At 67.7% G+C, this 24947-nt stretch carries 27 protein-coding genes; 13 read left to right on the top strand and 14 right to left on the bottom strand.

Annotated features, from left to right (window positions below; translation table 11 throughout):
* The first annotated feature begins 134 nt into the window (after positions 1-134).
* The gene (dnaJ, locus tag UAA55_RS29510; protein ID WP_322957326.1) at positions 135-1271 is read left to right on the top strand and encodes a molecular chaperone DnaJ; all 1137 of its coding nucleotides are present in this window, start codon (positions 135-137) and stop codon (positions 1269-1271) included.
* 82 nt (positions 1272-1353) lie between these two features.
* Complete coding sequence (locus UAA55_RS29505) at positions 1354-1935, top strand: LOG family protein (RefSeq protein WP_322957325.1); 582 nt, start codon at positions 1354-1356, stop codon at positions 1933-1935.
* A 70-nt stretch (positions 1936-2005) separates the two neighbouring features.
* Here the strand turns inward: UAA55_RS29505 and UAA55_RS29500 are convergent, their stop codons facing one another.
* The 9 genes from UAA55_RS29500 to hisB all read right to left on the bottom strand — a co-directional run bounded on the left by UAA55_RS29500 (position 2006) and on the right by hisB (position 7781).
* Positions 2006-2818, bottom strand: coding sequence for an FAD-binding oxidoreductase (locus UAA55_RS29500; protein WP_322957324.1), 813 nt, complete (start codon positions 2816-2818; stop codon positions 2006-2008).
* A complete protein-coding gene (locus UAA55_RS29495; protein WP_322957322.1) occupies positions 2812-3219 on the bottom strand; it encodes a globin domain-containing protein in 408 nt (135 codons plus the stop codon). The genes UAA55_RS29500 and UAA55_RS29495 overlap by 7 nt, the downstream gene beginning before the upstream one ends.
* 233 nt (positions 3220-3452) lie before the next feature.
* Entirely contained in the window at positions 3453-3815 is a 363-nt protein-coding gene (locus UAA55_RS29490; protein ID WP_322957321.1) for a histidine triad nucleotide-binding protein, read from the bottom strand.
* A gap of 120 nt (positions 3816-3935) precedes the next feature.
* Complete coding sequence (locus UAA55_RS29485; RefSeq protein ID WP_322957320.1) at positions 3936-4268, bottom strand: phosphoribosyl-ATP diphosphatase; 333 nt, start codon at positions 4266-4268, stop codon at positions 3936-3938.
* 4 nt (positions 4269-4272) lie between these two features.
* Positions 4273-5034, bottom strand: a complete 762-nt coding sequence (gene hisF, locus UAA55_RS29480; protein WP_322957319.1) for an imidazole glycerol phosphate synthase subunit HisF — start codon at positions 5032-5034, stop codon at positions 4273-4275.
* A complete protein-coding gene (gene hisA, locus UAA55_RS29475; RefSeq protein ID WP_322957317.1) occupies positions 5034-5774 on the bottom strand; it encodes a 1-(5-phosphoribosyl)-5-[(5-phosphoribosylamino)methylideneamino]imidazole-4-carboxamide isomerase in 741 nt (246 codons plus the stop codon). The genes hisF and hisA overlap by 1 nt, the downstream gene beginning before the upstream one ends.
* A gap of 8 nt (positions 5775-5782) precedes the next feature.
* Positions 5783-6376 carry a GNAT family N-acetyltransferase gene (locus tag UAA55_RS29470; protein ID WP_322957315.1) on the bottom strand — a complete coding sequence of 198 codons (594 nt, stop codon included), beginning with the start codon at positions 6374-6376 and terminating at the stop codon, positions 5783-5785.
* Between the two features lie 84 nt (positions 6377-6460).
* Entirely contained in the window at positions 6461-7126 is a 666-nt protein-coding gene (hisH, locus tag UAA55_RS29465) for an imidazole glycerol phosphate synthase subunit HisH (RefSeq protein ID WP_322957313.1), read from the bottom strand.
* A 31-nt stretch (positions 7127-7157) separates the two neighbouring features.
* Positions 7158-7781, bottom strand: coding sequence for an imidazoleglycerol-phosphate dehydratase HisB (gene hisB / locus UAA55_RS29460; protein WP_040849280.1), 624 nt, complete (start codon positions 7779-7781; stop codon positions 7158-7160).
* Between the two features lie 137 nt (positions 7782-7918).
* On the opposite strand from hisB, the gene hslV reads away from it, so the two are divergent.
* The 3 genes from hslV (at position 7919) to UAA55_RS29445 (ending at position 10354) form a co-directional block, all read left to right on the top strand.
* Positions 7919-8479, top strand: coding sequence for an ATP-dependent protease subunit HslV (gene hslV, locus UAA55_RS29455; RefSeq protein WP_322957312.1), 561 nt, complete (start codon positions 7919-7921; stop codon positions 8477-8479).
* A gap of 8 nt (positions 8480-8487) precedes the next feature.
* Positions 8488-9798 carry an ATP-dependent protease ATPase subunit HslU gene (gene hslU / locus UAA55_RS29450; RefSeq protein WP_322957310.1) on the top strand — a complete coding sequence of 437 codons (1311 nt, stop codon included), beginning with the start codon at positions 8488-8490 and terminating at the stop codon, positions 9796-9798.
* A gap of 337 nt (positions 9799-10135) precedes the next feature.
* Positions 10136-10354: a hypothetical protein gene (locus tag UAA55_RS29445; protein ID WP_322957309.1), complete on the top strand. Its 219-nt coding sequence runs from the start codon at positions 10136-10138 to the stop codon at positions 10352-10354.
* A 222-nt stretch (positions 10355-10576) separates the two neighbouring features.
* Here UAA55_RS29445 and UAA55_RS29440 read toward each other — a convergent pair whose 3' ends face one another.
* The 3 genes from UAA55_RS29440 to UAA55_RS29430 form a co-directional block, all read right to left on the bottom strand.
* Entirely contained in the window at positions 10577-10777 is a 201-nt protein-coding gene (locus UAA55_RS29440) for a hypothetical protein (RefSeq protein ID WP_322957307.1), read from the bottom strand.
* A gap of 423 nt (positions 10778-11200) precedes the next feature.
* Entirely contained in the window at positions 11201-12451 is a 1251-nt protein-coding gene (locus UAA55_RS29435) for a dicarboxylate/amino acid:cation symporter (RefSeq protein WP_322957306.1), read from the bottom strand.
* Positions 12452-12617: 166 nt separating this feature from the next.
* Complete coding sequence (locus UAA55_RS29430; protein WP_322957305.1) at positions 12618-13700, bottom strand: amino acid ABC transporter substrate-binding protein; 1083 nt, start codon at positions 13698-13700, stop codon at positions 12618-12620.
* 515 nt (positions 13701-14215) lie between these two features.
* Between UAA55_RS29430 and UAA55_RS29425 the strand changes: the two genes are divergently transcribed.
* On the top strand, positions 14216-14680 hold the full coding sequence (locus tag UAA55_RS29425) for a (2Fe-2S)-binding protein (protein WP_040849287.1): 465 nt from the start codon (positions 14216-14218) through the stop codon (positions 14678-14680).
* Between the two features lie 2 nt (positions 14681-14682).
* Positions 14683-16878 (top strand): xanthine dehydrogenase family protein molybdopterin-binding subunit, encoded by a 2196-nt coding sequence (locus UAA55_RS29420; RefSeq protein ID WP_322957304.1) that lies wholly within the window; start codon positions 14683-14685, stop codon positions 16876-16878.
* A gap of 183 nt (positions 16879-17061) precedes the next feature.
* Here the strand turns inward: UAA55_RS29420 and UAA55_RS29415 are convergent, their stop codons facing one another.
* Positions 17062-17538: a MarR family winged helix-turn-helix transcriptional regulator gene (locus UAA55_RS29415; RefSeq protein WP_322957303.1), complete on the bottom strand. Its 477-nt coding sequence runs from the start codon at positions 17536-17538 to the stop codon at positions 17062-17064.
* Positions 17539-17838: 300 nt separating this feature from the next.
* On the opposite strand from UAA55_RS29415, the gene UAA55_RS29410 reads away from it, so the two are divergent.
* From UAA55_RS29410 to UAA55_RS29395, 4 genes are all read left to right on the top strand, one after another.
* On the top strand, positions 17839-18930 hold the full coding sequence (locus UAA55_RS29410) for a fumarylacetoacetate hydrolase family protein (protein ID WP_322957301.1): 1092 nt from the start codon (positions 17839-17841) through the stop codon (positions 18928-18930).
* Positions 18931-18959: 29 nt separating this feature from the next.
* Positions 18960-19628: a maleylacetoacetate isomerase gene (maiA, locus tag UAA55_RS29405; protein ID WP_322957298.1), complete on the top strand. Its 669-nt coding sequence runs from the start codon at positions 18960-18962 to the stop codon at positions 19626-19628.
* 92 nt (positions 19629-19720) lie between these two features.
* Positions 19721-20467, top strand: coding sequence for a DUF599 domain-containing protein (locus tag UAA55_RS29400; protein ID WP_322957297.1), 747 nt, complete (start codon positions 19721-19723; stop codon positions 20465-20467).
* An 11-nt stretch (positions 20468-20478) separates the two neighbouring features.
* Entirely contained in the window at positions 20479-21171 is a 693-nt protein-coding gene (locus tag UAA55_RS29395; RefSeq protein WP_322957296.1) for a hypothetical protein, read from the top strand.
* Here UAA55_RS29395 and UAA55_RS29390 read toward each other — a convergent pair.
* Complete coding sequence (locus tag UAA55_RS29390; protein ID WP_322957295.1) at positions 21150-22226, bottom strand: lysine-2,3-aminomutase-like protein; 1077 nt, start codon at positions 22224-22226, stop codon at positions 21150-21152. The two genes, UAA55_RS29395 and UAA55_RS29390, sit on opposite strands and share 22 nt — an antisense overlap.
* A gap of 205 nt (positions 22227-22431) precedes the next feature.
* Here UAA55_RS29390 and UAA55_RS29385 point away from each other — a divergent pair, with 205 nt between their 5' ends.
* Positions 22432-24462, top strand: coding sequence for a S9 family peptidase (locus UAA55_RS29385; protein ID WP_322957293.1), 2031 nt, complete (start codon positions 22432-22434; stop codon positions 24460-24462).
* 70 nt (positions 24463-24532) lie between these two features.
* On the top strand, positions 24533-24802 hold the full coding sequence (locus UAA55_RS29380; protein WP_322957291.1) for a MafI family immunity protein: 270 nt from the start codon (positions 24533-24535) through the stop codon (positions 24800-24802).
* Positions 24803-24947 lie beyond the last annotated feature (145 nt).

The following is a 24947-nucleotide window of genomic DNA, read 5'->3' as shown; positions in this document are numbered from 1 at the left end:
GGGCCCGTCCGCCGGTGGAATCCGGGGGCGGGCCTGAGCCCCATCAGGGGGCTGGGCCATCAGGCCCCGGTTCCTTGGGGAAATCAGCGTCACCCGGGTTTCTGGCAATTCCCTGAAAGGGCTTAGGGCCAAACATGGCGAAGCAGGATTATTACGAACTTCTGGGCGTGGCGAAGACCGCCTCGGCCGACGACCTGAAAAAAGCGTACCGCAAGCTGGCCATGCAGTATCACCCTGACCGCAATCAGGGCGACAAGGCGGCCGAGCAGAAATTCAAGGAAGTCAGCGAAGCCTACGAGATCTTGAAGGACGAGCAGAAGCGGGCGGCCTACGACCGCTTCGGCCATGCCGCCTTCGAGAACGGTGGCGGCCGGGCCGGCGCCGGCGGCTTCGATTTCGGCAGCGGCTTCGCCGACATCTTTGAAGAGATGTTCGGCGACTTCATGGGCGGCCGCCGGGGCGGTGGGCAAGGCCCGGGCCGTGGCAGCGACCTGCGCTACAATCTGGAAATATCGCTGGAAGATGCCTTCAAGGGCAGTTCCACCACCGTGCGCGTGCCGACCTCGGTCGCGTGCGAGGTCTGCAACGGCAGCGGCGCCGAGTCGGGCACGCAGCCCGTCACCTGCCCCACCTGTAACGGGGCGGGCAAGGTGCGGGCGCAGCAGGGCTTCTTCACCATCGAACGCACCTGCCCGGCCTGCGCCGGCGCCGGCCGCGTCATCAAGGACCCTTGCCGCAACTGTGGCGGCCATGGCCGCGTGCGCAGGGAAAAGACCCTGCAGGTCAACATCCCGGCCGGTGTCGAGGACGGCACCCGCATCCGCCTGTCGGGCGAGGGCGAGGCCGGGGCCCGCGGGGCGCCCCCGGGCGACCTGTACATCTTCCTGGCCATCACCCCGCACGCGCTGTTCATCCGCGACGGCGCCAACATCCAGTGTCGGGTGCCCATTCCCATGACCACGGCGGCCCTGGGCGGCACGGTCGAGGTGCCGACCATCGACGGCAGCCGCGCCCGCGTCTCCATCCCGCCGGGCACCCAGAGCGGCCACCAGTTCCGCCTGAAGGGCAAGGGCATGAGCGTCCTGCGCAGCACCCAGCGCGGCGACATGTATGTGACGGCCCTGGTGGAAACCCCCGTCAACCTGACCAAGCGCCAGCAGGAGCTGCTGCGCGAGTTCGAGAAGGCCGGGGAAGAGAAGGGTGGCACCCACCCCGAATCGGAAGGCTTCTTCGCCAAGGTGAAGGAGCTGTGGGCCGACCTGAAGGAATAAGGGTTGTTGAATCGCGCCAGCGCGCCGCCTCCTGCCAAGGTCTTTGGGGGTGACGCGCCGGCGTTTCCTTTTGGGGAAGATCATGAAGCGTCTGTGCGTGTTCTGCGGCTCCAGCCCCGGTTTCGATCCGCGGTACCTTGAGGCCGCGCGCGGCCTGGGCCGGTTGCTGGCCGCCGCCGATATCGGGCTGGTCTACGGCGGCGCCTCCGTCGGCCTCATGGGGGCCGTGGCCGACGCCGTGCTGGAGGCGGGAGGCCATGTCATCGGCGTCATCCCGGAATCCTTGAAGAAGAAGGAAATCGCCCACGCCGGTCTGACCGACCTGCGCGTCGTCGCCTCCATGCACGAGCGCAAGGCCCTGATGGCGGAGCTGTCGGATGGCTTCATCGCCCTGCCCGGCGGCATCGGCACCTTCGAGGAACTGTTCGAGGTGTGGACCTGGGCCCAGCTGGGCCACCACCAGAAGCCCTGCGGCATCTATAACGTCGCCGGCTTTTACGACGGCCTGACCGGATTCCTGGACGGCGTGGTGGCCTCTGGCTTCATGAAGCAGAACCACCGTGACATGCTGGTGGCGGCCACCACGGCCGAGGACCTTCTGGACAAGCTGCGCGCCTATGAGCCCCCGGCCGTACCTAAGTGGATCAAGGCGGACGAGCGCTGAGCGCCGGATCTTCGAGACATAAAGGCCGCCAGGGGGCGATCCCGGCGGCCTTTTCTTTGAGGCGTCGACTTCACGCGGCGATCAGGTCATCGGCTGGGCCAAAGAACTCGTAATGCACATGGTCGGCGGGGACGCCGGCGAGCGCCAGGCCGCTGAGATAGGTGCGCAGGAAGGGCTTGGGTCCGCACAGGTAGACGTCAGCCTGGTGCAGGGGTGTGTTCTCCCGCAGCCAGTCGATGTTGATGAAGCCTTCCCCATCATGGGTGACGCCCAGCCGGTCTTGCGGGTGTGGGTCGCTGTAGAAGGTGGCGACCCTGATGTTGGCATGCCGGGCGGCGAGATCCCGGACGTGCGCGTCCATGGCGTGGGTGGTGCCGTTCAGCGCGCCGTGGATGTAATGCGTCTCCAGGCCGGGGTGCCGGGCGGCGATCTCCTCCACCATGCTCACCATGGGGGTCAGGCCCACGCCGCCCGACAGCAGGATGACCGGCCGCGTCGGCGCCTCATCCAGGAAGAAGTCGCCGGCCGGTGGCGTGGCCTCGATGACATCGCCCACCTGGACATGGTCGTGCAGATGGCGCGAGCCGCCGTTGCCGTTGGCCTCGCGCTTCACGGAGATGCGGTACTGCCCGGCCTGCGGCGCGCAGGAGATGGAATAGTTGCGCTTCACTTCGGTGCCGTCGGCCAGGGGAAAGCGGAAGGTCAGGTATTGCCCCGGCTTGTGCCGCGGCACGGCGCCGCCATCCGCCGGCCGCAGGATGAAGGAGGTGATGACCCCGCTTTCGCGCACCTTGTCGGCCACGGTGAACTTGCGCCAGCCGGTCCAGCCACCGTCCAGCGCCTCGATCCCGTCGCGCAGCACGGCCTCGCGCGCCTTCAGCACCTCCGCCAGGAACCAGTAGGCCTCCCCCAGGCGTTCAGCACCGTATCGGTCGCGGCATCGCCCAGCACCTCCTTGATGGCGCCCAGCAGGGCGGTCGCCACATAGGGATAATGCTCCGGCAGGATGTGGTAGCCGATGTGCTTGTGGGCGACGCGCTCGACCACCGGGATCAGGGCGCCCAGGTTTTCGATGTTGCGGGCATAAGCCAGGATAGCGCCGGCCAGGGCATGCACCTGCGCCCCGTTCTCGCCCTGGTTGGCGTGATTGAACAGGGCGCGGATGTGGTCGTCCTGGAACAGGCGGCGGTACATGGCCTTGGTGATGGTGGGGCCGTGTTCGGCCAGCAGCGGCGCCGTGGCCTTGACCACGGCGATGGTTTCCGGGCTAAGCGGCTTTGGCATGTCGTGCTCCTGGGGAAGGGATGGGTTGGTCCATGCGGCCGACTGGTGGGCCGGCGGGGCAACCATCACGCGGATAATCATTCATTTCGAATGAATCTATTTCTGCCAGCGATATTGATGCTTGTCAAATGCATCTTATTGGCGTGGCACATACCACCCTCCGTAAGGCGGAATAAGAAAAAGGCCGCCGAAACCACGTCCGGCGGCCTTCCCTTTCGTCGACGGGGGACAGCCTACAACGGCGTCACCAGCCGCCCCAGCGGGCGGCCGCCCAGGATGTGCACATGGTAGTGCGGCACTTCCTGGTGGCTGTCGGGGCCGTGGTTGGAGATCAGGCGGTAGCCTGAGCCCTCCACCCCCGCCTCGGCGGCGATGCGGCTCACGGCCCGGGTGAAGGCGGCGATCTCGGCGTCGCTGGCCTGGGCGCCGAAATCAGCGGCGCTGACATAGGCGCCCTTGGGCACCACCAGGATGTGGGTGGGCGCCTGCGGGTGGATGTCGTGGAAAGCCAGGACGTGGTCGTCCTCATAAGCCTTTTTGCACGGGATCTCGCCGCGCAGGATGCGGGCGAAGATGTTGTTCGTGTCATAGGACATATTTTAAGTCTCCCTCAGGCGCCGGGCGGCCACGTCCGTGGCCTTGGCTTGTCCTCGCTCCGCCCTTCGGTGCTCACTCCGGGGCCGGCGGTCGCCGGCCTGAAACTACCACGAGGCGCGTCAGCCCTTGCGGTTCTTCTTTTCCTCGATGCCGCTGATGCCCTGGCGGGCGGCCAGCACGGCATAGATGTCGTCCGGCGTCAGGCCGGCATCGGCCCACAGCACCAGCAGATGATAGAGCAGGTCGGCCGATTCCGAGGCCAGCTTGTCGCGGTCGCCCCGCATGGCCTCGATCACCGCCTCCACCGCCTCCTCGCCCACCTTCTGGGCGATCTTGGCGGTGCCCCGGCTCAACAGCCGGGCGGTGTGCGAGGTTTCGGGGTCGGCGCCCTTGCGCGCCAGGATGGTGGCGTAGAGGTCCTTAAGCGGATCGCCCTTGGTCTTGGCCGCCATGGGGTCACACCCCGCGCATGGGAATGCCGGCGGCGGCCATGTGGGCCTTGGCCTGGGCGATGGAATAGGTGCCGAAATGGAAGATGCTGGCGGCCAGCACGGCCGAGGCATGGCCCCGGGTCACGCCGTCCACCAGATGGTCCAGGGTGCCGACACCGCCCGAGGCGATGACCGGCACGGGCACGGCGTCGGCCACGGCGCGGGTCAGGTCCAGGTCGAACCCGCTCTTGGTGCCGTCGCGGTCCATGGAGGTCAGCAGGATTTCCCCGGCGCCATATTCCGCCATGCGGCGCGCCCATTCCACCGCGTCCAGCCCCGTCTCCTTGCGGCCGCCATGCGTGTAGACCCCCCAACGCCCGCCGGCATCGCGCTTGGCGTCGATGCCCACCACCACGCATTGGGCGCCGAACTTCCGCGCCGCCTCGCGCACGAATTCGGGCCGGCTGACGGCGGCGCTGTTGATCGACACCTTGTCGGCGCCGGCCAGCAGCAGCTTGCGGATGTCCTCCACCGTGCGCACGCCACCGCCCACCGTCAGGGGCATGAACACCTGCTCCGCCGTGCGGCGCACGACGTCGAAGATGGTGTCCCGGCCTTCATGGCTGGCGGTGATGTCCAGGAAGGTCAGCTCGTCCGCGCCGGCGGCGTCGTACAGGCGCGCCTGCTCCACGGGATCGCCGGCGTCCACCAGATCGACGAAGTTGACGCCCTTGACCACGCGCCCGTCCTTCACGTCCAGGCAGGGGATGATGCGGCGCTTCAGCATCAGACCTCTCCCTTGGGGCGGTTCAGCAGGCCCAGCGCCGCCACGGGGTCGATGCGCCCGTCATACAGGGCGCGGCCGCAGATGACGCCGGTGATGCCCGTGTCCTCCTGTCGCTTCAGGGCGGCCAGGTCGGCGATGCTGGACACCCCGCCCGAGGCGATGACCGGCGTGGTCAGGTGCGAGGCCAGGTCGGCCGTCGCCTCCACGTTCACGCCGCCCAGGGCGCCGTCGCGGTCGATGTCGGTGTAGATGATGGCGGCCACGCCCGCGTCCTCGAACTTCAGCGCCAGGTCCAGGGCGGTGACGTCCGAGGCCTCGGCCCAGCCTTCCACCGCCACGCGGCCGTCGCGGGCGTCGATGCCCACGGCCACGCGGCCGGGGAACAGGCGGCAGGCCTGTTTCACCAGGTCGGGATCGCGCACGGCGATGGTGCCCAGGATCACCCGCTCCACCCCGCGCTTCAGCCAGTCCTCGATGGTGGCGATGTCGCGGATGCCGCCGCCCAGTTGCACCGGCAGCTTCACCCGGTTCAGGATGGCGGCCACGGCGTCGCCGTTGACCGGCCGGCCGGCGAAGGCGCCGTTCAGGTCGACCAGATGCAGCCATTCGAAGCCCTGGGCCGCGAACCGCGCCGCCTGGTCGGCCGGGTCGGTGTTGAACACCGTCGCCTGGTCCATGTCGCCGCGCACCAGGCGCACGCAGGCGCCGTCCTTAAGGTCGATGGCCGGATAAATGATCATGGTTCGCCCTAGTCCCGCTTGATGTCTTGGGGCCGGTCTTCCTGCCGGCTGGGTTCAGTCAAATCCTTGTAGAAGAACAGGCCGGGCACGTCCCGCCCGTCCACCCGCGCATAGTGGGGATGGCGGCCCCATTCGATGTAACCCAGGGCGCGGTACAGCGCGATGGCGGCACCCTGGGTGGCGCGCACATCCAGGTTCAGGATACGGAAACCGGCCTTGCGCGCCTCCTCCTCCACCCTCAGGGTCAACGCCCGGGCCAGGCCGTGGCCGCGCCCCCACGGGGCGACGAAGCTGGTGGTCAGGGTGCAGGCGAAGCTCTGCGCCTCATTGTTGCGGGTGGGGCGCACCAGCTGGGCGGATCCGGCGATGACCCCGTCCAGCCGGCCCACCACCAGGGTGCGCTCCGGCACGACCATCACGCCTTTCCAATAGCGCTCCATGGCCTCGCGCGCGGGGGGCGTCACCCAGCCGAAGCCGCCGCCGTCGCGGATGGCCAGGTCGGCGGCGTCGCACAGGTCGTCCATGTCGCCGGGGCGGATGCGTTCCACCACCTCCACGGTGATCTGGGCGTCGGGGGCGGCCGGCTGATGGGCACCGGTCATGGGCAACCTCGAACTCGGGCAATGGGCGTGAACGGCGCCCGGGGGAACGGCGGATGGCCGCGCTTTATGGCCGGGGCGCCGGGATCAGGGCGTCCAGGCCAGGAAATTGGCGATCAGCTTCAGGCCCGTGGCCTGGCTTTTCTCCGGATGGAACTGGGTGCCGGCCAGATTGTCGCGGCCCACCAGGGCGGGGATGGGCCCGGCGTAGTCGGCATGGGCCTTCAGCAGGGCGGGGTCGCCCACCTTCAGGCCATAGGAATGGACGAAATAGACGTGGGACCCGGCCGCGATGCCGGCCAGCAGCGGGTGGTCCGCCTGGTCCAGCACCAGCTCGTTCCAACCCATGTGCGGGATCTTCAGCGCGGGGTCGGCCGGCGTCAGTCGTTCCACAACCGCATCGATCCAGCCCAGGCCTGGGTGCACACCGTGTTCGCGACCCTCGCGCGCCATCAGCTGCATGCCGACGCAGATGCCCAGGAAAGGTTGGCCCCGGCGGATCACCGCCTCTTCCAGCGCGGCCTTGAGGCCGTCCACGGCCAACAGGCCGCCCATGCAGTCGGCGAAGGCGCCCACCCCCGGCAGGATGATGCGGTCGGCCCGGGCGATGGCGTCGGGGTCGGCCGTGACGGTGACGGTCAGCCCATGGTACCCCGCGTCCTGCGCCGCGCGCTCCACGGCCTTGGCGGCGGATCGCAGGTTGCCGGAACCGTAGTCGATGAGCGCCACGGAGGCGGAAGAGGTCGCGGTCATATGAGGCGAACCCTGTAACGGAAAGGAAGGATCAGAGCGAACCGCCCAGCACGCCCTTGGTGGAGGGCACGGCGTCGGCCTTGCGCGGGTCGATCTCGATGGCGGCGCGCAGGGCCCGGGCCAGGGCCTTGTAACAACTCTCCACGATGTGGTGGTTGTTCTCCCCGTACAGGTTTTCCATGTGCAGGGTGGCACCGGCGGCGAAGGCGAAGGCCTGGAACCATTCCTTGAACAGTTCCGTGTCCATCTCACCCAGCTTGTCACGGGTGAAATGGACCTTCCAGATCAGGTAGGGCCGGTTGGACAGGTCGATGGCCGCGCGGGTCAGCGTCTCATCCATGGGGATGTAGGCGTGGCCATAGCGGTTGATGCCGCGCCGGTCGCCCAGGGCCTTGGCCACGGCCTCGCCGATGGCGATGCCGGTATCCTCGGTCGTATGGTGGAAATCGATATGCAGGTCGCCCACCGCGCGCACCGTCAGGTCGATGAGCGAATGGCGCGACAGCTGCTCCAGCATGTGGTCAAGAAAGCCGATGCCGGTCGACACGTCGTACCGGCCGGTGCCGTCGAGATCCACGGTCACGCTGATCTGCGTTTCCTTGGTCTTGCGCTCCACAGTGCTGCTGCGGGCGCCTGCTGGTTCGTTCCTGTCCATAAACACTACTTAGCAGCAAGGCTGTTACCGTGAAAGGGGCGGAGCACCGACTTTGGCGCATGGCTTGACCCGCATCATCGCCATCCCACATACCGTGGGCCTCATCCGCCACCCATTCCAACGGAAGCCTCAAGGCCATGTCCGATTACGGCAAGACCCACGACCCCATCCAGTGGCACGGCACCACCATCCTTTCCATCCGCAAGAACGGGCAGGTGGTGGTGGCCGGCGACGGCCAGGTGTCGGTGGGCAACACGGTGATGAAGTCCAACGCCCGCAAGGTGCGCCCCCTGGCCGGCGGGTCCGTCATGGCCGGCTTCGCCGGCGCCACGGCGGACGCCATGACCCTGTTCGAACGGCTGGAGGCCAAGCTGGAACAGTATCCCGGCCAGCTGACCCGCGCCGCAGTGGAACTGGCCAAGGACTGGCGCACGGACCGCTACCTGCGCCGGCTGGAGGCCATGATGGCCGTGGCCGACAAGACCGCCAGCCTGATCCTGACCGGCAACGGCGACGTGCTGGAGCCGGAGGACGGCATCATCGGCATCGGCTCCGGCGGCGCCTACGCCCTGGCGGCCGCGCGGGCCCTGATCGACCTGCCGGACATGGACGCGGAGGCCATCGCCCGCAAGGCGCTGGGCATCGCCGCCGACATCTGTGTCTACACCAACCGCAACATCACCCTGGAAAAGCTGTGAGCCCGGCGATGACCTCGTTCTCCCCCCGCGAAATCGTCTCGGAACTGGACCGCTACATCGTCGGCCAGAAGGACGCCAAGCGCGCCGTGGCCATCGCGTTGCGCAACCGCTGGCGCCGCCAGCAGCTGCCCGACGGCCTGAAGGAGGAGGTTCTGCCCAAGAACATCCTCATGATCGGACCCACCGGCGTGGGCAAGACCGAGATCGCCCGCCGCCTGGCCAAGCTGGCCCAGGCCCCCTTCCTGAAGGTGGAGGCGACCAAGTTCACGGAAGTGGGCTATGTCGGTCGCGACGTGGAACAGATCGTGCGCGACCTGGTGGAAATCGCCATCACCCTGACGCGCCAGCGCCTGCGCAAGGAGGTGGCGGCCAAGGCCGAGCTGCGCGCCGAGGAACGCGTGCTGGACGCCCTGGTGGGCGAGGGGGCGTCATCCGAGACGCGGCAGAAGTTCCGCAAGATGCTGCGCGAGGGCCAGCTGAACGACAAGGAGATCGAAATCCAGGTGCAGGACAACGCCGCGTCCGCCCCGGCCTTCGACATCCCCGGCATGCCCGGCGGCAGCATGAGCATGATCAACCTGGGCGACATCTTCGGCAAAGCCTTCGCCGGCCGCACCAAGGCCCGCCGCATGACCGTGTCCGAAAGCCACACCGTGCTGATGGCTGAGGAGTCCGACAAGCTGCTGGACAACGAGACGGTGGTGGCCGAGGCCATCCACGCCGTGGAGCAGAACGGCATCGTCTTCCTGGATGAGATCGACAAGATCACCGCCCGTTCCGAAAACCGGGGCGGCGGCGACGTCAGCCGCGAGGGTGTGCAGCGCGACCTGCTGCCCCTGATCGAGGGCACGACGGTCAACACCAAGCATGGCGCGGTGAAGACCGATCACATCCTGTTCATCGCGTCCGGCGCCTTCCATGTGGCCAAGCCGTCCGACCTGCTGCCGGAGCTGCAGGGCCGCCTACCCATCCGCGTGGAATTGAAGCCCCTGACCGAGGAAGACTTCCGCCGCATCCTGACGGAACCGGAAGCCAGCCTGATCAAGCAGTACGTGGCCCTGCTGAGGACCGAGGACGTGACCCTCAGCTTCACCGACGACGCCATCGACGAGCTGGCGCGCCTGGCGGTGCAGATCAACAGCACGGTGGAGAACATCGGCGCCCGCCGCCTGCACACCGTGCTGGAACGCCTGCTGGAGGAGATCAGCTTCACCGCCGCCGACCAGGCCGGCAGCAGCGTCGCCATCGACGCGGCCTATGTGCGGGAAAAGGTGTCGGATCTGGCCAAGAACGCCGACCTCAGCAAGTTCATCCTGTAAGCGTTGGCGCCAGCGTGCGGAGAAAGGGCGGGGCCGTCGGGTTCCGCTTTTTTTTGTGCCTTATCGGCGGTGGCGGAGCGCCGGCACGGAATCGCCTCACGGTCGATCTTGGGCCCGTGGCCCTTGGATGAGACAACGGTGTCTTGGTGCTTTTAATCCATTAACAGACGATTTGACTTAAATTCCTCTTGGCGCCTGGTGTGTGATCTATGACACAGAGACTCTCTTTAATGAAAAGATAGACTATTTATACCTTAAGAGGGGTTTCGTGGCCCCTGCGGGTAACTTTATTGTTCCCGTACAGGATCAACCCAGGAACAAGACATCCGGGGGCAAGATGAACGGCGATGCGACAGAAACGGTGGCGGACCTGCCACTGCCACGGGTCCGGACAATCGACAAGACCGCGGGGGACAAAAGTGCCGGCCGCTGGCTGCTGCTGGCGTTGACCGCCGTGGGCATGATCCTGCTCGCGGCCTGGTCGTCCTCGAGTGAAAGCAACGCCGCCCCTGCCAAGGTACCGGCCCAGCTGTCGGGAGCCCCGGTCGAACAATAACGCGCCTGAAACAGGTCTGGTTGTTCGCCGGGCGGCCTTGCGGTCGCCCTTTTTATTTGCGGATTTGGGATCGGCGGCGGCGGCAGGGCGCCATCAGCCGCGCCCGTGCCTGCGGGCCGCACCCCGGCGTCTGGTTCCGGGGGCGGCGCTCATCATCGATCAAGCGAAACGCTGAAGACGAAAAGGCGTGTGTACAATACGGACCAAGCAATGGGGCCGGCCTCACGCGTGGCCGGCCAGGGCAGGTTCCGCTGCGGGGGCCTTGGGCGGGGCCGCCTTCACGGCGGGCTTGGTGGCCTTGCGGGCCACGCTGGCCATCAGTTTCAGGACATCGTCGCGATAAACGCCATCGCGTTCCATCACCAGGCGGACCACCGGGTCCTCCAGCAGGTCGTTCAGGCGGGGTTCGTGGTGCACCATCATCGTGTCTCACCCTCCCTTCTTGGGCTTTGTCCAAGCCGGTTTCCAGGCTTCGGGGTTCCAGATTCCCTTCCCTCATACCGGGGAGGAAATCTCGGCCATCCGTCGCCATGGGGCATATATGAGCATGGCAGACGGCTATGACAGGGGCATGTCGGGTTTATGGCCGCCAATGTCAGCGGCCATCCGGCATACCCTTGCCGTACAGTGGGTTGCACGACGCCAAGGCCCCAGGATCGTCGCGCGCCGATGGGGGTAGGGCGCCCTGTCGCAGTCCAAGGTGAAAGGGCAGGGTCACCAGGCGCTTATGCCAATGGCGCTGGCACCCCCAAAGGGAAACGGCGGACCCGGGGGCCCGCCGTTGGTGGAGTGCGCGTCCTTCCGTCGCCCCTGGTGACGTTCCGGGCAACCGTCGGGTGACCGGGATCAGATGTCCTCTTCCCCATCGGCCAGATGGCCGGGGCCCAGCAGGCCCTCCCACTTGGCGATCACGGCGGCGGCGACGGACACGCCCACCACGTTGGTGGCGCTGCGGCCCATGTCCAGCAGATGGTCCACGGCCAGCACCAGCACCATGCCTTCCGACGGGATGTGGAAGAAGGGCAGGGCCGCGGCGATGACCACCAGCGAGGCGCGCGGCACGCCGGCGATGCCCTTGCTGGTCAGCAGCAGCAGGCCCAGCATCTCCACCTGCTGGCCGATGCTGATGTGGATGCCGTAGGCCTGGGCGATGAACATGGTGGCGAAGGTGCAGTAGATCATCGACCCGTCGAGATTGAATGAATATCCCAGCGGCAGGACGAAGCTGACGATCTTGCGGGCGGCGCCGAAGGCCTGCATGCGCTCCAGCGTGCGCGGGTAGGCGGCTTCGGAGCTGGCGGTGGAAAAGGCCAGCAGCACGGGCTGGCGGATGGCGCTGACCAGCTCCCGCACCCGGCCGCCGATGAAGGGCACGGCGGCAAGCAGCAGCACCACCCACAGCAGCGCCATGGCCAGGTAGAAGCCGCCCACGAACTTCACGTAGCTGCCCAGCACCTGCAGCCCCTGCGTCGTCACCGTGGCCGCCAGGGCCGCGAAGATGGCGATGGGCGCGAACATCATGACATAGCTGGTCACCTTCAGCATGACGGTGGCGATCTGTTCCACCAGGTGCACCACCACCGGCACCTTCTCCTTCACCGAGGCGATGGCGATGCCGGCGAAGATGGAGAAGACGACGATCTGCAGGATCTCGTTGTTGGCCATGGCCTCGATCACCGAGCGTGGCACCGTGTGCTCGATGAAGTTCTTCAGGGTGAAGACGGCGGCGTCCGGCGCCTTACCCCCGGAGGTGGGATCGGGCAGGGCCATGCCCACGCCGGGTTCCAGGATCTGCACCATGACCAGGCCCAGGACCAGCGAGACGATGCCGGCCAGCAGGAACCAGCCCAGCGTCTTCACGCCCACGCGGCCGATGGCGGCCACGTCCTCCATATGCGCGATGCCCACCACCAGGGTGGAGAACACCAGGGGCGCGATGATCATCTTGATCAGGCGCAGGAAGATGTCCGTCAGGATGGACAGGGTACCGGCCAGCGAGGCCCCGTCGGCCGCGGGCAGGTTGTGCCCCACGGCGCCGACCGCGATGCCGGCGACCATCGCGCCCAGGACGAACAGCGTGAAGCGCTTTTGCTGCATTGAAACCTATCCCCCAATGGCCGGCGCCGGCGGCCCCGGCTTCCACGGGACGATTTTGGCGCGGTCAAATTTTCTGTTGCTGTCTACTTGCCTTGAAACCGGTCCCGACACAACGGCGGCCTTTGCCGGCAAGGCCCATCCCTACCGGAATTGTTGTGTTTTTCGATCACCGTATGGGCATGGCGTACATCAGTCCGCCCTGGTTCCACAGGGCGTTCAGCCCTCGCTCCAGGCGCAGCACGGAATTGCGGCCGACGTTGCGTTCGAACACCTCGCCGTAATTGCCCACCTGGGAAACGATGCGCACGGCCCAGTCGTCATCCAGGCCCAGCGACCGGCCCAGCCCGGCCCCCGTGCCCACGCCCAGCAGGCGCTGCACCCCCGGGGCGGCGGAGGCCAGGTTGTCACGCACATTGGCCTTGGTGACGCCCCGCTCCTCCGCCTCGATCAGGGCGAAGACGGTCCATCTCACGATGTCGAACCATTGCTCGTCACCCTTGCGCACCGCCGGCGCCAGCGGTTCCTTCGAGATCAGCTCGGGCAGGATCAGATAATCGTCGGCGCTGACCGTCTGGGCCGCGCGGGTGGCGGCCAGGGCCGAGGCGTCGGTGGTGTAGGCGTCACAGCGGCCGGCGAAGAAGGCCGCCACCAGTTCCCCCAAATCCTCCAGCGCCAGAGGCTTGTAGCCCATGCCCGTGGACTGGAAATAGTCCGCCAGGTTCATCTCGGTGGTCGTGCCCTGCTGCACGCAGATGGTGGCGCCGTTCAGTTCGCGCACGCTACGCGCCCGGAAGGATCGCCGCACCATGAAGGCCTGGCCGTCGTAATAGATGGGCGGCGCGAAATCCATGCCTTGCACGTCGCGGCTCAGCGTCCAGGTGGTGTTGCGCGACAGCAGGTCGATGTCTCCCGACAGCAGGCTGCTGAAGCGCTGGCGGCCGCTGAGCGGGATGAACTGCACCTTGCGGGCGTCGTCCAGCACCGCGGCCGCCACGGCGCGGCAGACGTCCACGTCCAGGCCGGTCCATTCGCCCTGCGTGTCCGGGGCGCCGAAGCCGGGCAGGCCGGTGTTGACGCCGCAGCGCAGGGTGCCGCGTTGGCGAACCAGTTCCAGCGTGCCGCCGCTTTTGGCGGGGCCAGGGGGGGCCGCCCCCCCTGGCCCCATAAGGGCGCTGGCGGCCAGGGCCAAGCCCAGCGCCACCGCCTTCGCCGGGCGCATCCAGCCGCGCCGCCGCATCCTGTCCGCCATGGCCCGCCCCATATCGTCCTGAAGTCCCGTTCCCGCGCGAGTCGCCTTGGCCGCTAACCGTTTGGCGTCCAAGGTTTCGTCACGGGCCAGCCGCAAGATACAAAAGGCCCGCGCGGGCGCCTAGTGCCCTGGGATGGATTCCGCCAGGCCTCAACAATGAGGGGCCGCTGTTCGCCGTGCCCGAACAAACGCTATATTTAAATGGAAATAACGGACGCCGACAAATAAAGGGGCCGGGCGTGTACCGCGATGGGCCACTATGTGGGAAGAAAATGACGATTCCGCAAGTCCACCATTTGGCCAAGTTGGCCAATTCTACACGATCGTGGTACATGCAGCATTTCCGGCGGGCATGGGGTTACCCGCCGTTCCGCGTCCGTATTCCGCAACGCCTGTCCTAGTCCTATCCCCATCCGCCCGCACCGGATGGGTCCAGGAACGCGCCCCGTGCCGCCCGGCACGGCGACCCGGAATATGGGGATGCCCCGCACGACCAACCCCCAGGATTGAACTCCATGCCGCCCATCAAACTCACCCTCAACGGAAAGCCCTGGTCGGTTGACGCCGATCCCGACATGCCGCTCCTCTGGGCGGTGCGCGAGATCGCGGGCAAGACGGGGTCCAAGTTCGGCTGCGGCGCCGCCCAGTGCGGCGCCTGCACCATGCATGTCGACGGCCAGCCCGTGCGCGCCTGCTCCACCCCCATCGGCTCCATCGCCGGATCCAAGGTGACCACCATCGAGGGCATCGAGGGCAAGGTGGCCAAGGCCGTGCAGGACGCCTGGGTCAAGCTGGACGTGGTCCAGTGCGGCTACTGCCAGTCGGGCCAGATCATGTCGGCCGTCGCCTTGCTGACCGATAATGCCAAACCAACCGACCAGGACATCGACAGCGCCATGAGCGGCAACCTCTGCCGCTGCTCCACCTATGTCCGCATCCGCGCCGCCATCCATGAGGCGGCCAAGGCGCTGGAGATCTGATCATGCCCGATGGACACATGACCCAAAGCCCCGAAGGCACCTCCCGCCGCCGTTTCCTGCAGGTCACCGGCGGCGCCGGCGTGGGCCTGATGGTGGGCTTCACCTGGACCGGCACCAGCCGCCGGGCCCAGGCCGCCGCTGCGACCAACGCCTTCGTCCCCAATGCTTTCGTAAAAGTGGCGCCGGACGGCACCGTCACCGTGCTGATCAAGCACCTGGAGATGGGGCAGGGCGTCTTCACCGGCCTGACCGCCATCGTGGCGGAGGAGATGGACGCCGACTGGGCGCAGATGCGGGCGGAACACGCCCCCGCCAACGCCAAGCTGTACAACAACACCGCTTTCGGCCCCATCCAGGGCACTGGCGGTTCCACCTCCACCTACAATTCCTGGACCCAGCTGCGCCAGGCCGGCGCCACGGCCAAGGCGCTGCTGGTGGCCGCCGCCGCCCAGACCTGGGGCGTCCCGGCGTCGGACATCACCGTGTCCAAGGGCGTGGTTTCCTCGGGGACCCACAAGGCCGGCTTCGGTGAGCTGGCGGCCAAGGCGGCCACCCTGCCCGTGCCCGCCGACGTGCCCCTGAAGGATCCGAAGAACTTCACCCTGGTGGGCACCAAGCTGCCGCGCAAGGACAGCGCGGAGAAGACGACGGGCAAGGCCACCTTCGCCATCGACGTCGTCCAGCCCAACATGCTGGTGGCGGTGGTGCAGCGCCCGACGCGTTTCGGCGCCAAGGCCCAGGCCATCGACGCCAAGGCGGCGAAAGCGGTGAAGGGCGTGGTCGAGGTGGTGGAGATCCCGCGCGGCGTGGCCGTGCTGGCCACCTCCTACTGGGCGGCGCACCAGGGACGTGAGGCGCTGAAGGTCACCTGGGACGAAACCAACGCCGAGAAGCGCGGCACCGACGCCATCATCGCCGACTACAAGGCCCTGCTGCCCAAGCCTGGTCAGCTGGTGACCAAGGAAGGCGATGTCGACGCGGTGAAGGGCGCCAAGACCCTGAAGGCGGAATTCACCTTCCCCTACCTGGCCCACGCGCCCATGGAGCCGCTGACCTGCGTGGTCAAGCTGGGCAAGGACGGGTGCGACATCTGGGCGGGCGACCAGTTCCAGACCATCGACCAGATGAACGCCGCCAAGACGGCCGGCCTGAAGCCGGAGCAAGTGACCATCCACACCGTCTACGCCGGCGGCAGCTTTGGCCGTCGCGCCAACGTCGAGTCCGACTACATCGTCGAGGGCGTGGCCATCGCCAAGGCGCTGTCGGACACCAAGGTGCAAGGCGGCAAGCTGGCCGGGCGGCCGGTGAAGCTGATCTGGTCGCGGGAGGATGACATCCGCGGCGGCCGCTACCGTCCCCTGTATGTCCACGGCATGGAGGCCAAGCTGGGCGCCGACGGCAGCGTGCTGGCCTGGCAGCACCGCATCGTCGGGCAGAGCATCATGGCCGGCAGTCCGTTCGACCAGCCGGGCAAGCCCGACGCCACCTCGGTCGAGGGGGCGGCGGAAATCCCCTACACCATCCCCAACCGCCTGGTTGACCTGCACACCACCACCTCGCCCGTGCCGGTGCTGTGGTGGCGGTCGGTGGGGTCCACCCACACCGCCTTCGCCGTGGAAACCTTCCTGGACGAACTGGCGGCGGAGGCCAAGCAGGACACCGTGGCCTTCCGGCGCAAGCTGATGGAGAAGCATCCGCGCCACCTGGCGGTGCTGAACCTGGCGGTGGAAAAGGCCGAGTGGACCAAGCCCCTGCCCAAGGGCTGGGCGCGGGGCGTGGCGGTGGCGGAAAGCTTCCGCTCCGTGGTCGCCCACGTGGCCGAGGTGTCGCAGGACGACAAGGGCCGCATCAAGGTGGAGCGCGTGGTCTGCGCCGTCGATTGCGGCATCGCCGTCACCCCGGACGTGGTCAAGGCCCAGATGGAGGGCGGCATCGGCTATGGCCTGGGCGCCATCATGTACGGCGCCATCACCATGAAGGACGGCGTGGTCGACCAGTCCAACTTCGACACCTACCGCTGCCTGCGCATCGATGAGATGCCCAAGGTGGAGGTGCACATCGTCCCCAGCGCCAACCCGCCCACCGGCGTTGGCGAACCGGGCGTGCCGCCCTTGGGGCCGGCGGTGGCCAACGCCATCGCCGCCCTGACCGGCAAGCGCATCCGCGACCTGCCCTTCGCCGGGTCGGTCAGTGTGTGAGTGAAGCGCGACGGTGGCTTCAACTGAAGCCACCGTTCGGGTGATGCGCCAAGCAGCGGCATGAAGCCTGGCCTCGTGCCGCTGTAGGCCGCGACTGTGGCCGCCGAGATTTCCGGGGAGCGCAGCGGACTGGAAACTGAGGATGAGCCAAAGGCCCGGATGGGCCTGCCGGCGCTTGAGGAATTAATCCAACGAGTCCGACAGCGGCACCGATTCCGGGATTTCCTCCGCCACCCGCCGTTCCAGCTTTTCCATCAGCGCCCAGAGTTGGGCGCGCTCGGTGTCCGTCAGGACCGACAGCAACTGGCCTTCCCAGGCCAGGGCCTCTGGCGCCACCTGCGCGTAAAGGTCGCGGCCCTTGTGACTGAACGACAGGCGCAGCAGGCGCTGGTCGCGGGGGTGGGGCTGGCGGTCCAGCAGGCCGGCGGCCACCAGGCGGTTCACCGCCCGGCTGACCTTGGCCTTGTCCATGGCCGTGCGCTCCACGATGTCGTTGGATGACAGCGGCTGTTCCTGGCCCAGGGTGGCGAACACCCGCCACTCCGGAATGCTGAGGCCGAAGCGTTCCTGGTACCGCGTGGCCAGCGCCAGGCTGACCTTCTTCGACAGGATGTTCAGCCGGTAGGGGAGGAAGCGGTTCAGCTGCAGATCGGGGGGCATGGGGGGCTGACCCTGTGACAGGTTGGTGGCGGTGGCGGGGCGGCTTGACAGGGAAATCCGCGCGGCCTACTGTACTTATAACGTTTCATTTGAAACGATAAAACCGGCCGCTGTCCATCCTGTCATTGGGGTTGTCCTTAACGGGCATCGCCCCGGGGGTGGAAGACGGGTTGGGAGGAAACAGCCCCGTTTTTCGTGGTCTCAAGGCGCCGCCGTCCCCTGGGATGGCCGGCCGCCTTGAGGGCGCCCCTTTTCCTGCCGACCCCGTAAGGGCGAAAGGATCGATAGGAAAGGCCCCCCATGAAGCTGGCTACCCTGAAATCGCTGGACCGCACGCTGGACGCCGCCTTGCAGGCCAAGGTGGGCCGCGACGGCATCCTGGTCGTCGTGTCGGCCGACCTGGCGCGCTTCCGCGCCGTGCCTGGCATCGCCCCCACGCTGCAGCGGGCGCTGGACGACTGGGCGCAGGTGGCGCCGCGCCTGGCCGAGGTGGCGGCCGAACTGGATGAGGGCGTGGCCCCGTTCGAGGCCTTCGATGAAGCCGCCTGCATGGCCCCACTGCCCCGCGCGTATCAGTGGGCGGACGGCTCGGCCTACGTCAACCATGTGGAGCTGGTGCGCAAGGCGCGCGGCGCCGACATGCCGCCCAGCTTCTGGACCGACCCGCTGATGTACCAGGGCGGGTCCGACAGCTTCCTCGGGCCTCGTGACCCCATCCTCATGGCCAATGAAACCTGGGGTATCGATCTGGAGGGGGAGGTGGCGGTGGTCACCGGCGATGTGCCCATGGGCGTGTCGGCGGATGAGGCGCGCGGCCTGATCCGCCTGGTCATGCTGGTCAACGACGTGTCCCTGCGCGGCCTGATCCCGGCGGAATTGGGCAAGGGCTTCGGCTTCTTCCAGTCCAAACCGTCCAGCGCCTTCGCCCCCGTGGCGGTGACGCCGGACGCCCTGGGCGACGCCTGGCGCGACGGCAAGCTGCACCTGGACCTGCTGTCCTTCATCAACGGCCAGCCCTTCGGCCGGCCCAACGCCGGGGTCGACATGACCTTCGACTTCGGCCAACTGATCGCCCACGCGGCCCACACCCGGCCGCTGGTCGCCGGGACCATCATCGGTTCCGGCACCGTGTCCAACCGGGGGCCGGACGGCGGCCCGGGCAAGCCCATCGCGGAAGGTGGCGTGGGCTATTCCTGCCTGGCCGAGGTGCGCACGGTGGAAACCTTGTTGCAGGGCCAGCCCAAGACGCCCTTCCTGCGCTTCGGCGACAGCGTGCGTATCGAGATGCGGGACGCCGCCGGCGCCAGCATCTTCGGCGCGATCGAGCAGACGGTGGCGGAATACCAGGCCCACCCGGTGGCGCCCGAGCCCGTCCCGACCCCCGTCCTCTGACCATCCCCTTTCCAGGACCCGCCTGTCCCATGGCCTCGCTCGCCCTCTATACCTACTTCCGTTCCTCCGCCGCCTACCGCGTGCGCATCGCCCTGAACCTGAAGGGTCTGACGGCCGAGCAGGTGCCGGTGCATCTGCTGCGCGACGGCGGGGAACAGTTGAAGCCGGACTATCTGGCCCTGAACCCGCAGGGCCAGCTGCCCACCCTGGCGGTGGACGACGCGACCGGCCATCACCTGCTGACCCAGTCGCTGGCCATCGTGGAATACCTGGACGAAGTTCACCCCACCCCCGCCCTGCTGCCGGCCAACCCCATCGTCCGGGCCCAGGCGCGCGCCGTGGCCCTGGCCATCGCCTGCGACATCCACCCCATCAACAACCTGCGGGTCCAGAAGTACCTGAAGGGTGAGATGGGCGTGGATGAGGAACGGGTGGGCCACTGGATGCGCCACTGGATGGAAACCGGTCTGGCGGCGGTGGAGGCGATGGTGAGCCCCCACGCCGGGCGCTTCTGCTTCGGCGACATACCCGGCCTGGCGGACCTGACCCTGGTGCCGCAAATGTTCAACGCCCGGCGCTTCAACGCCGACCTGTCGGCCTGTCCCACCCTGGCGGCCATCGACCAGGCCTGCCTGGCCCTGCCGGCCTTCGCCGACGCTGCACCCGACCGCCAGGCCGACGCGCCGCCCGCGGCCTGACGGCGCGAAGGCCTCAAGCTTCCGCTCGCCTGGCGGGCGGGCTCAAGGCATGATGCGGGGCCTTCCATCCCTCTCCGATCGCAGCCCCGCCCATGCCCTTCGACCTGGCGCCACTGGACCTTCTGGCCCTCACCACCTTCTTCGTGTTGTGGGGCGGCTATAATGTCATCTTCCGCCTGCCGGGGGCGCCGGCCAGCCTGAACCTGCACATGCGCACGGTTCGCGAGGTGTGGATGCGCAACATGCAGGCGCGCGACACCCGCCTGCTGGACGGCCAGCTGCTGGGCCATCTGATCCAGAGCGTGTCCTTCTTCGCCTCCACCACCGTGCTGCTGATCGCCGGCGACCTCAGCGCCCTGGTGAACGCCGACCGGCTGGCGGCCCTGGTGGACAAGATGCACGTGGCCAGCACTGCATCCGGCGCCCTGATCGAGGTGAAGCTGTTCCTGCTGCTGGGCGTGCTGGTCTACGCCTTCTTCCAGTTCACCTGGGCGGTGCGGCAGTACAACTATACCTGCGCCCTGATCGGCGCCATGCCTGACGCCACCAACCATCCGCCCAGTGTGGACGTGGAAGAGGCGGCGGACGCGGCGGCGGCCCTGCTGTCCCTGGCGGTGCAGAGCTTCAACGCCGGGGTGCGGGCCTATTACTTCGGCTTCGCGGCCCTGGGCTGGTTCGTCCACCCCTTGGCCTTCATGGCCAGCACCACCCTGGTGATCGTGGTGCTGGTCCGCCGCCACTTCCATTCCCGCGCCTTCCACGCCGTGCGCCGCTTCGGCACGGCGGTGCGCATGGTGCTGCCGGAACGCCGCCAGCCGCAGCCGCCGGAAGGGGCGTGAGGGGTTACGCCGTGCCGTTTTACCGCTTTATCGTCCATGGCGTGGATAAGGGCCGGCCGCGGGGCTTTTACACCACGCGTCATGCTTACGCGCGAACGCAGCAGGCGGCGGCGAACAGGATCCTGGTCGGAGTGACAAAAGAATTCACGACTGGTGCATCCGCTGGTCTTTGGCGAAGCGCGGCCCCTACCCTGACGATAGAGGAAGCCTGGCGGATCGGCTTGGGGGAGCTGTTCAAGGCGCCCAACAAGGGCAGCACTTTTTATGATGAACGACCAGGCGACATAGAGGCATCCCCTCGCTTGGTGGACCAAAGGGCGCGCAACCGCATCATGGAACAGTTGCTGTCGCTGGCCGATGGAGACGCGAATGTCCTGGCCTTCGGCATCGTCGACTATTTCGAGGGCTTCTTCGATTGGTTCCCTTATGAGGGCGATCCCACCTGGTTTCCCGCTATGACCGAGGAAGAGGCTGCGGCCTTGCGCGAGGTTTGCCGGATGATGCAGGCGGCCAACGACGCTACGGACCGGCATATTTCCGCCGAGGCGTTGATCGCCACCGGCTGGCCGGGTCGCGTCGCCCCGGTGGCGCGTGAGGCCTTGGAGTTGATGCGGGCGCGTGGCCACTTTTCCGAGGAAAAGGAAGAGGACATCCCCACCGGGCTACCTTGGCCTGGGCGGGATTACTCCGCCTCTTCGCTATAGGCGTGCCGGCCGCCCCGCGGGTCGGTGACGGTCCAGCCGCCTTCGCCGTCGGGGGCCAGGTAGTCGGCGGTCAGGGGCACCTTGCCGTGGCCGCCGGGGATGTCCAGCACATAGGTGGGCTGGCACAGGCCGGAGACGTCGCCGCGCAACTCGCGCATCAGGGCGCGGCCGCGCTGGATCGTCGTGCGGAAATGGCCCGTCCCCTTGGCCAGGTCCCCCTGGTGCAGGTAATGCGGCTTCACCCGCGCCTGGACCAGGGCGCGGAAGGTGCGGGTCAGGGTGTCGGCATCGTCGTTCACGCCCTTCAGCAGCACGGTCTGCGACAGCAGCGGGATGCCGGCATCCACCAGGCGGGCGATGGCGCCGCGCGCGGAGTCGTCCAATTCCCGCCAATGATTGGCGTGCAGCATCAGCCAGCTGGCGACGCGCTTGCCCTTCAGGGCGGCCACCAGGTCCGGCGTCACGCGATCCGGGTCCACCACCGGCACGCGGGTGTGGAAGCGGACGATGCCGACGTGGGGGATGGCGTCCAGGCGGGTGACGATGTCGGCCAGGCGGCGGGGCGACAGGATCAGCGGGTCGCCCCCGGTCAGGATGACCTCCCACACCTCCTCGTGTTCGGCGATATAGGCGAGGGCGGCGTCCAGCTCCGCCCCGTCCAGGGTCTCACTGCCGGGGCCCACCATCTCCCGCCGGAAGCAGAAGCGGCAGTAGACCGGGCAGACGTTGACGGCCTTCAGCAGCACGCGGTCGCGATAGCGGTGGACGATGCCCTTCACCGGGCTGTGCGGCCCGTCGCCGATGGGGTCGGCCAGCTCGCCGGGGGTGGTTTCCAGCTCCTCCCCCGCCGGGATGAACTGGCGGGCCACGGGGTCGTTCGGGTCGGTGGGGTCGATCAGGCCGGCCATCTGGTCGGTGACGGAGACGGCGAAGCTGGCCGCCACCTGTTCCAGCACAGGCAGGGCCGACGGTTCGGCCAAGCCGGCCTGGACCAGACCATCCGGCGTGCGGATGGGGACCTTGCGCGGGGCGAGCTGGCGAACGGCGATGCCCATGGGGCCTCTCCCTGGCGGTGCGTGGAATGATGGAACAGGGGCTTAGATCGACCTTGGGCGCCCCGTCGTCAAGCGGCCCCGCCCGCATGGGGCCCCCGCATCGGCGTTGGCGCGGGTACGGCGCTTGGGGCACACTGGCGCCCTGATGCGGGGGCATCCCTTTGAAACCAGGCAGATGGGGCCAAGGCGAATGAAAATAAGGGGCATGGGGCTGAGACGGGCCGCGATGGCGGCGCTGCTGATGGGACTGGTGACTGGCATGACGGACGCGATCGCCGCCGAGAAGAAGACCGCCGCTTACGGCACCTGGGCCTCGCCCATCACCGCCGCCCGCCTGGCCGGCAGCGAGATCCGCCTGGGCGACCTGATGGTGGACGGCGGCGTGCCCTATTGGCTGGAAAGCCGCCCGGCCGAGAAGGGCCGCTACGCCGTGGTGACGCCCGATGGCGCCGGCGGCATCCGTGAGCTGACGGGGCCGGAGGTCAACGCCCGCACCCGCGTCCATGAATATGGCGGCGGCGCCCTGCTGGCCGTTGGCGGTGGTCTGGCCGGCGGCCGCTTGTACTTCAGCAACTTCGCCGACCAGCGCCTGTACACCGTCCCCGAGGCGGGCGGCGCGCCGCTGCCGCTGACGCCGGAGGGCTACCGCTACGCCGACTGCGTGGCGGGCGCGCCCGGCCACCTCTATTGCGTCCGCGAGGATCATAGTGAAAAGGGTGAGGCCAAGAACGCCATCGTCAGCCTGGCGGTGGACCAGCCGGGCGATGCCGGCACCGTGCTGTTCGGTGGCACCGATTTCGTGGCGTATCCGCGCCCCAGCCCCGATGGCAAGCGCCTGGCCTGGATCGCCTGGTCCCATCCCAACATGCCCTGGGATACCACCACGCTCTATGTGGCCGACATCACCCCCCAGGGTCTGGGCAGCCCAACGGCGGTGGCCGGCGGCCATGACGAATCGGTGCTGGAACCGCAGTGGGATGCCGACGGCACCCTCTATTTCATCTCCGACCGCAGCGATTGGTGGAACCTGTACGCCTGGCACGACGGCGCCACCCGCCCCGTCGTGGCCAAGGCGGCGGAATTCGGCGGCCCCCTGTGGAACCTGGGCCTGACCACCTATGCCCTGACCGGGAAGGGCCAAGCGGTGGCGCGCTACAGCAGCCAGGGCCTGGACAGGCTGGCCGTCATCGAGCTGAAGACGGGCAAGGCGCATGACCTGGACCTGCCTTTCGTCGGCATCACCGGCGTGCGGCTGCTGGGGCCTGACCAGGCGGTCATGATCGCCAGCTTCGCCGACGCCACCCCGGCGGTGGTGACCGTCAACCTGGCGACCGGCACCCACGCTGTGCTGCGCCGCCCGGCGCCGGAAGGCCTGGAGGCCGGCCTGGTGTCGCGCGCCCGGCCCATCGAATTCCCCACCGCGCCCGGCCCGGATGGCCAGGCGCGCACTGCCCACGCCTTCTATTATGCCCCCACCAACCCCGCCTTCCAGGCCCCGACGGGGGAGAAGCCGCCCCTGCTGGTCAAGGTTCACGGCGGCCCCACCAGCGCGGCCAAGCCCTCGATGGACATGAGCGTGCAGTACTGGACCAGCCGCGGCTTTGCCGTGGTGGATGTGAACTACGGCGGCAGCACCGGCTACGGCCGCGCCTATCGCAACCGCCTGCGCGGCAACTGGGGCATCACCGACGTGCAGGACGCCACCGCCGTGGTGGCCTACCTGGACAAGGCCGGTCTGGCCGATGCCAATCGCGCCGCCATCCGGGGCGGCAGCGCCGGCGGCTACACCACCCTGGCGGCCCTGGCGCTGACCAAGGTGTTCAAGGCCGGCGCCAATTACTACGGCGTGTCGGACATGGAATCCCTGGCCAAGGACACCCACAAGTTCGAAAGCCGCTACCTGGACAGCCTGGTGGCCCCCTACCCGGCGGGCAAGGCCGTCTACGACGCCCGCAGCCCCCTGCACCACCTGGACGGCTTTTCCGCCCCGCTGATCACCTTCCAGGGGGCGGAGGACGCGGTGGTGCCGCCGGCGCAGTCGCGTAGCATCGTCAACGCGCTGAAGGCCAAGGGGGTGCCCGTCGCCTACATCGAGTTCGAGGGCGAGCAGCACGGCTTTCGCAAGGCCGACAGCATCATCCGGTCGCAGGAGGCGGAGCTGTACTTCTACGGCCGCATCTTCGGTTTCACGCCGGCGGACACCCTGCCCGGGGTGACGATCGATAATTTGAAGTGAGGGCGAGCGCTTAAAGAGCCGAAGGGGCGGGGAGAAGTCTCCGCCCCTTTTTGTAGGTGGGGGAGGATGGATGGCGACGACGGACTTTTTAGCGCTGTGGGGAATCCTGGAGGAACGCCTGGGTTCCTTGATGATGTCGATCGCCGGTCTGCCCGACATTCGTCGAGAATCCATACGGGACTATATCGACCACAACGAATTCGGTATCGCCTTCGAAGAGTTGATAGACACGATCTCTGATATGGAACTGCTGTTAAACCAAGAACAGCGTCAGGAAATGGCGCATCTCGCATCACTGGTGGCGCTGCCGCCTTCGGTGCTTGCTCCCCTCAAGCAATGAGGGCGACGCCATCATGGTGACGGGCATCCGCCTGAGCATCGATTTATGGGGGCGGGGGAAATGGTGTCCCCGGCGGGTGCCAACGCCAACCAACCCCCAAGGGGATTGATCTGGCTGAGCCGCCAGTCACCGCGGATAGACCGCG

It is taken from the genome of Nitrospirillum guanabarense (assembly GCF_034653355.1).
Lineage (GTDB): Bacteria > Pseudomonadota > Alphaproteobacteria > Azospirillales > Azospirillaceae > Nitrospirillum.
This window is presented reverse-complemented; position numbering and strand designations above follow the sequence as displayed.

Bases quoted from the DNA above. Each gene is read 5' to 3' on its own strand.
- UAA55_RS29440 (WP_322957307.1), bottom strand. From the start codon at position 10,777: ATGATGGTGCACCACGAACCCCGCCTGAACGACCTGCTGGAGGACCCG.
- dnaJ (WP_322957326.1), top strand. From the start codon at position 135: ATGGCGAAGCAGGATTATTACGAACTTCTGGGCGTGGCGAAGACCGCC.
- hslV (WP_322957312.1), top strand. From the start codon at position 7,919: ATGTCCGATTACGGCAAGACCCACGACCCCATCCAGTGGCACGGCACC.
- UAA55_RS29390 (WP_322957295.1), bottom strand. From the start codon at position 22,226: ATGGGCATCGCCGTTCGCCAGCTCGCCCCGCGCAAGGTCCCCATCCGC.
- UAA55_RS29470 (WP_322957315.1), bottom strand. From the start codon at position 6,376: ATGACCGGTGCCCATCAGCCGGCCGCCCCCGACGCCCAGATCACCGTG.
- hslU (WP_322957310.1), top strand. From the start codon at position 8,488: ATGACCTCGTTCTCCCCCCGCGAAATCGTCTCGGAACTGGACCGCTAC.
- UAA55_RS29410 (WP_322957301.1), top strand. From the start codon at position 17,839: ATGAAGCTGGCTACCCTGAAATCGCTGGACCGCACGCTGGACGCCGCC.
- hisF (WP_322957319.1), bottom strand. From the start codon at position 5,034: ATGCTGAAGCGCCGCATCATCCCCTGCCTGGACGTGAAGGACGGGCGC.
- UAA55_RS29490 (WP_322957321.1), bottom strand. From the start codon at position 3,815: ATGTCCTATGACACGAACAACATCTTCGCCCGCATCCTGCGCGGCGAG.
- maiA (WP_322957298.1), top strand. From the start codon at position 18,960: ATGGCCTCGCTCGCCCTCTATACCTACTTCCGTTCCTCCGCCGCCTAC.
- UAA55_RS29495 (WP_322957322.1), bottom strand. From the start codon at position 3,219: ATGCCAAAGCCGCTTAGCCCGGAAACCATCGCCGTGGTCAAGGCCACG.
- UAA55_RS29445 (WP_322957309.1), top strand. From the start codon at position 10,136: ATGAACGGCGATGCGACAGAAACGGTGGCGGACCTGCCACTGCCACGG.
- UAA55_RS29385 (WP_322957293.1), top strand. From the start codon at position 22,432: ATGGGGCTGAGACGGGCCGCGATGGCGGCGCTGCTGATGGGACTGGTG.
- UAA55_RS29380 (WP_322957291.1), top strand. From the start codon at position 24,533: ATGGCGACGACGGACTTTTTAGCGCTGTGGGGAATCCTGGAGGAACGC.
- hisA (WP_322957317.1), bottom strand. From the start codon at position 5,774: ATGATCATTTATCCGGCCATCGACCTTAAGGACGGCGCCTGCGTGCGC.
- hisH (WP_322957313.1), bottom strand. From the start codon at position 7,126: ATGACCGCGACCTCTTCCGCCTCCGTGGCGCTCATCGACTACGGTTCC.
- UAA55_RS29400 (WP_322957297.1), top strand. From the start codon at position 19,721: ATGCCCTTCGACCTGGCGCCACTGGACCTTCTGGCCCTCACCACCTTC.
- UAA55_RS29415 (WP_322957303.1), bottom strand. From the start codon at position 17,538: ATGCCCCCCGATCTGCAGCTGAACCGCTTCCTCCCCTACCGGCTGAAC.
- UAA55_RS29435 (WP_322957306.1), bottom strand. From the start codon at position 12,451: ATGCAGCAAAAGCGCTTCACGCTGTTCGTCCTGGGCGCGATGGTCGCC.
- UAA55_RS29485 (WP_322957320.1), bottom strand. From the start codon at position 4,268: ATGGCGGCCAAGACCAAGGGCGATCCGCTTAAGGACCTCTACGCCACC.
- UAA55_RS29425 (WP_040849287.1), top strand. From the start codon at position 14,216: ATGCCGCCCATCAAACTCACCCTCAACGGAAAGCCCTGGTCGGTTGAC.
- UAA55_RS29420 (WP_322957304.1), top strand. From the start codon at position 14,683: ATGCCCGATGGACACATGACCCAAAGCCCCGAAGGCACCTCCCGCCGC.
- UAA55_RS29430 (WP_322957305.1), bottom strand. From the start codon at position 13,700: ATGGCGGACAGGATGCGGCGGCGCGGCTGGATGCGCCCGGCGAAGGCG.
- hisB (WP_040849280.1), bottom strand. From the start codon at position 7,781: ATGGACAGGAACGAACCAGCAGGCGCCCGCAGCAGCACTGTGGAGCGC.
- UAA55_RS29505 (WP_322957325.1), top strand. From the start codon at position 1,354: ATGAAGCGTCTGTGCGTGTTCTGCGGCTCCAGCCCCGGTTTCGATCCG.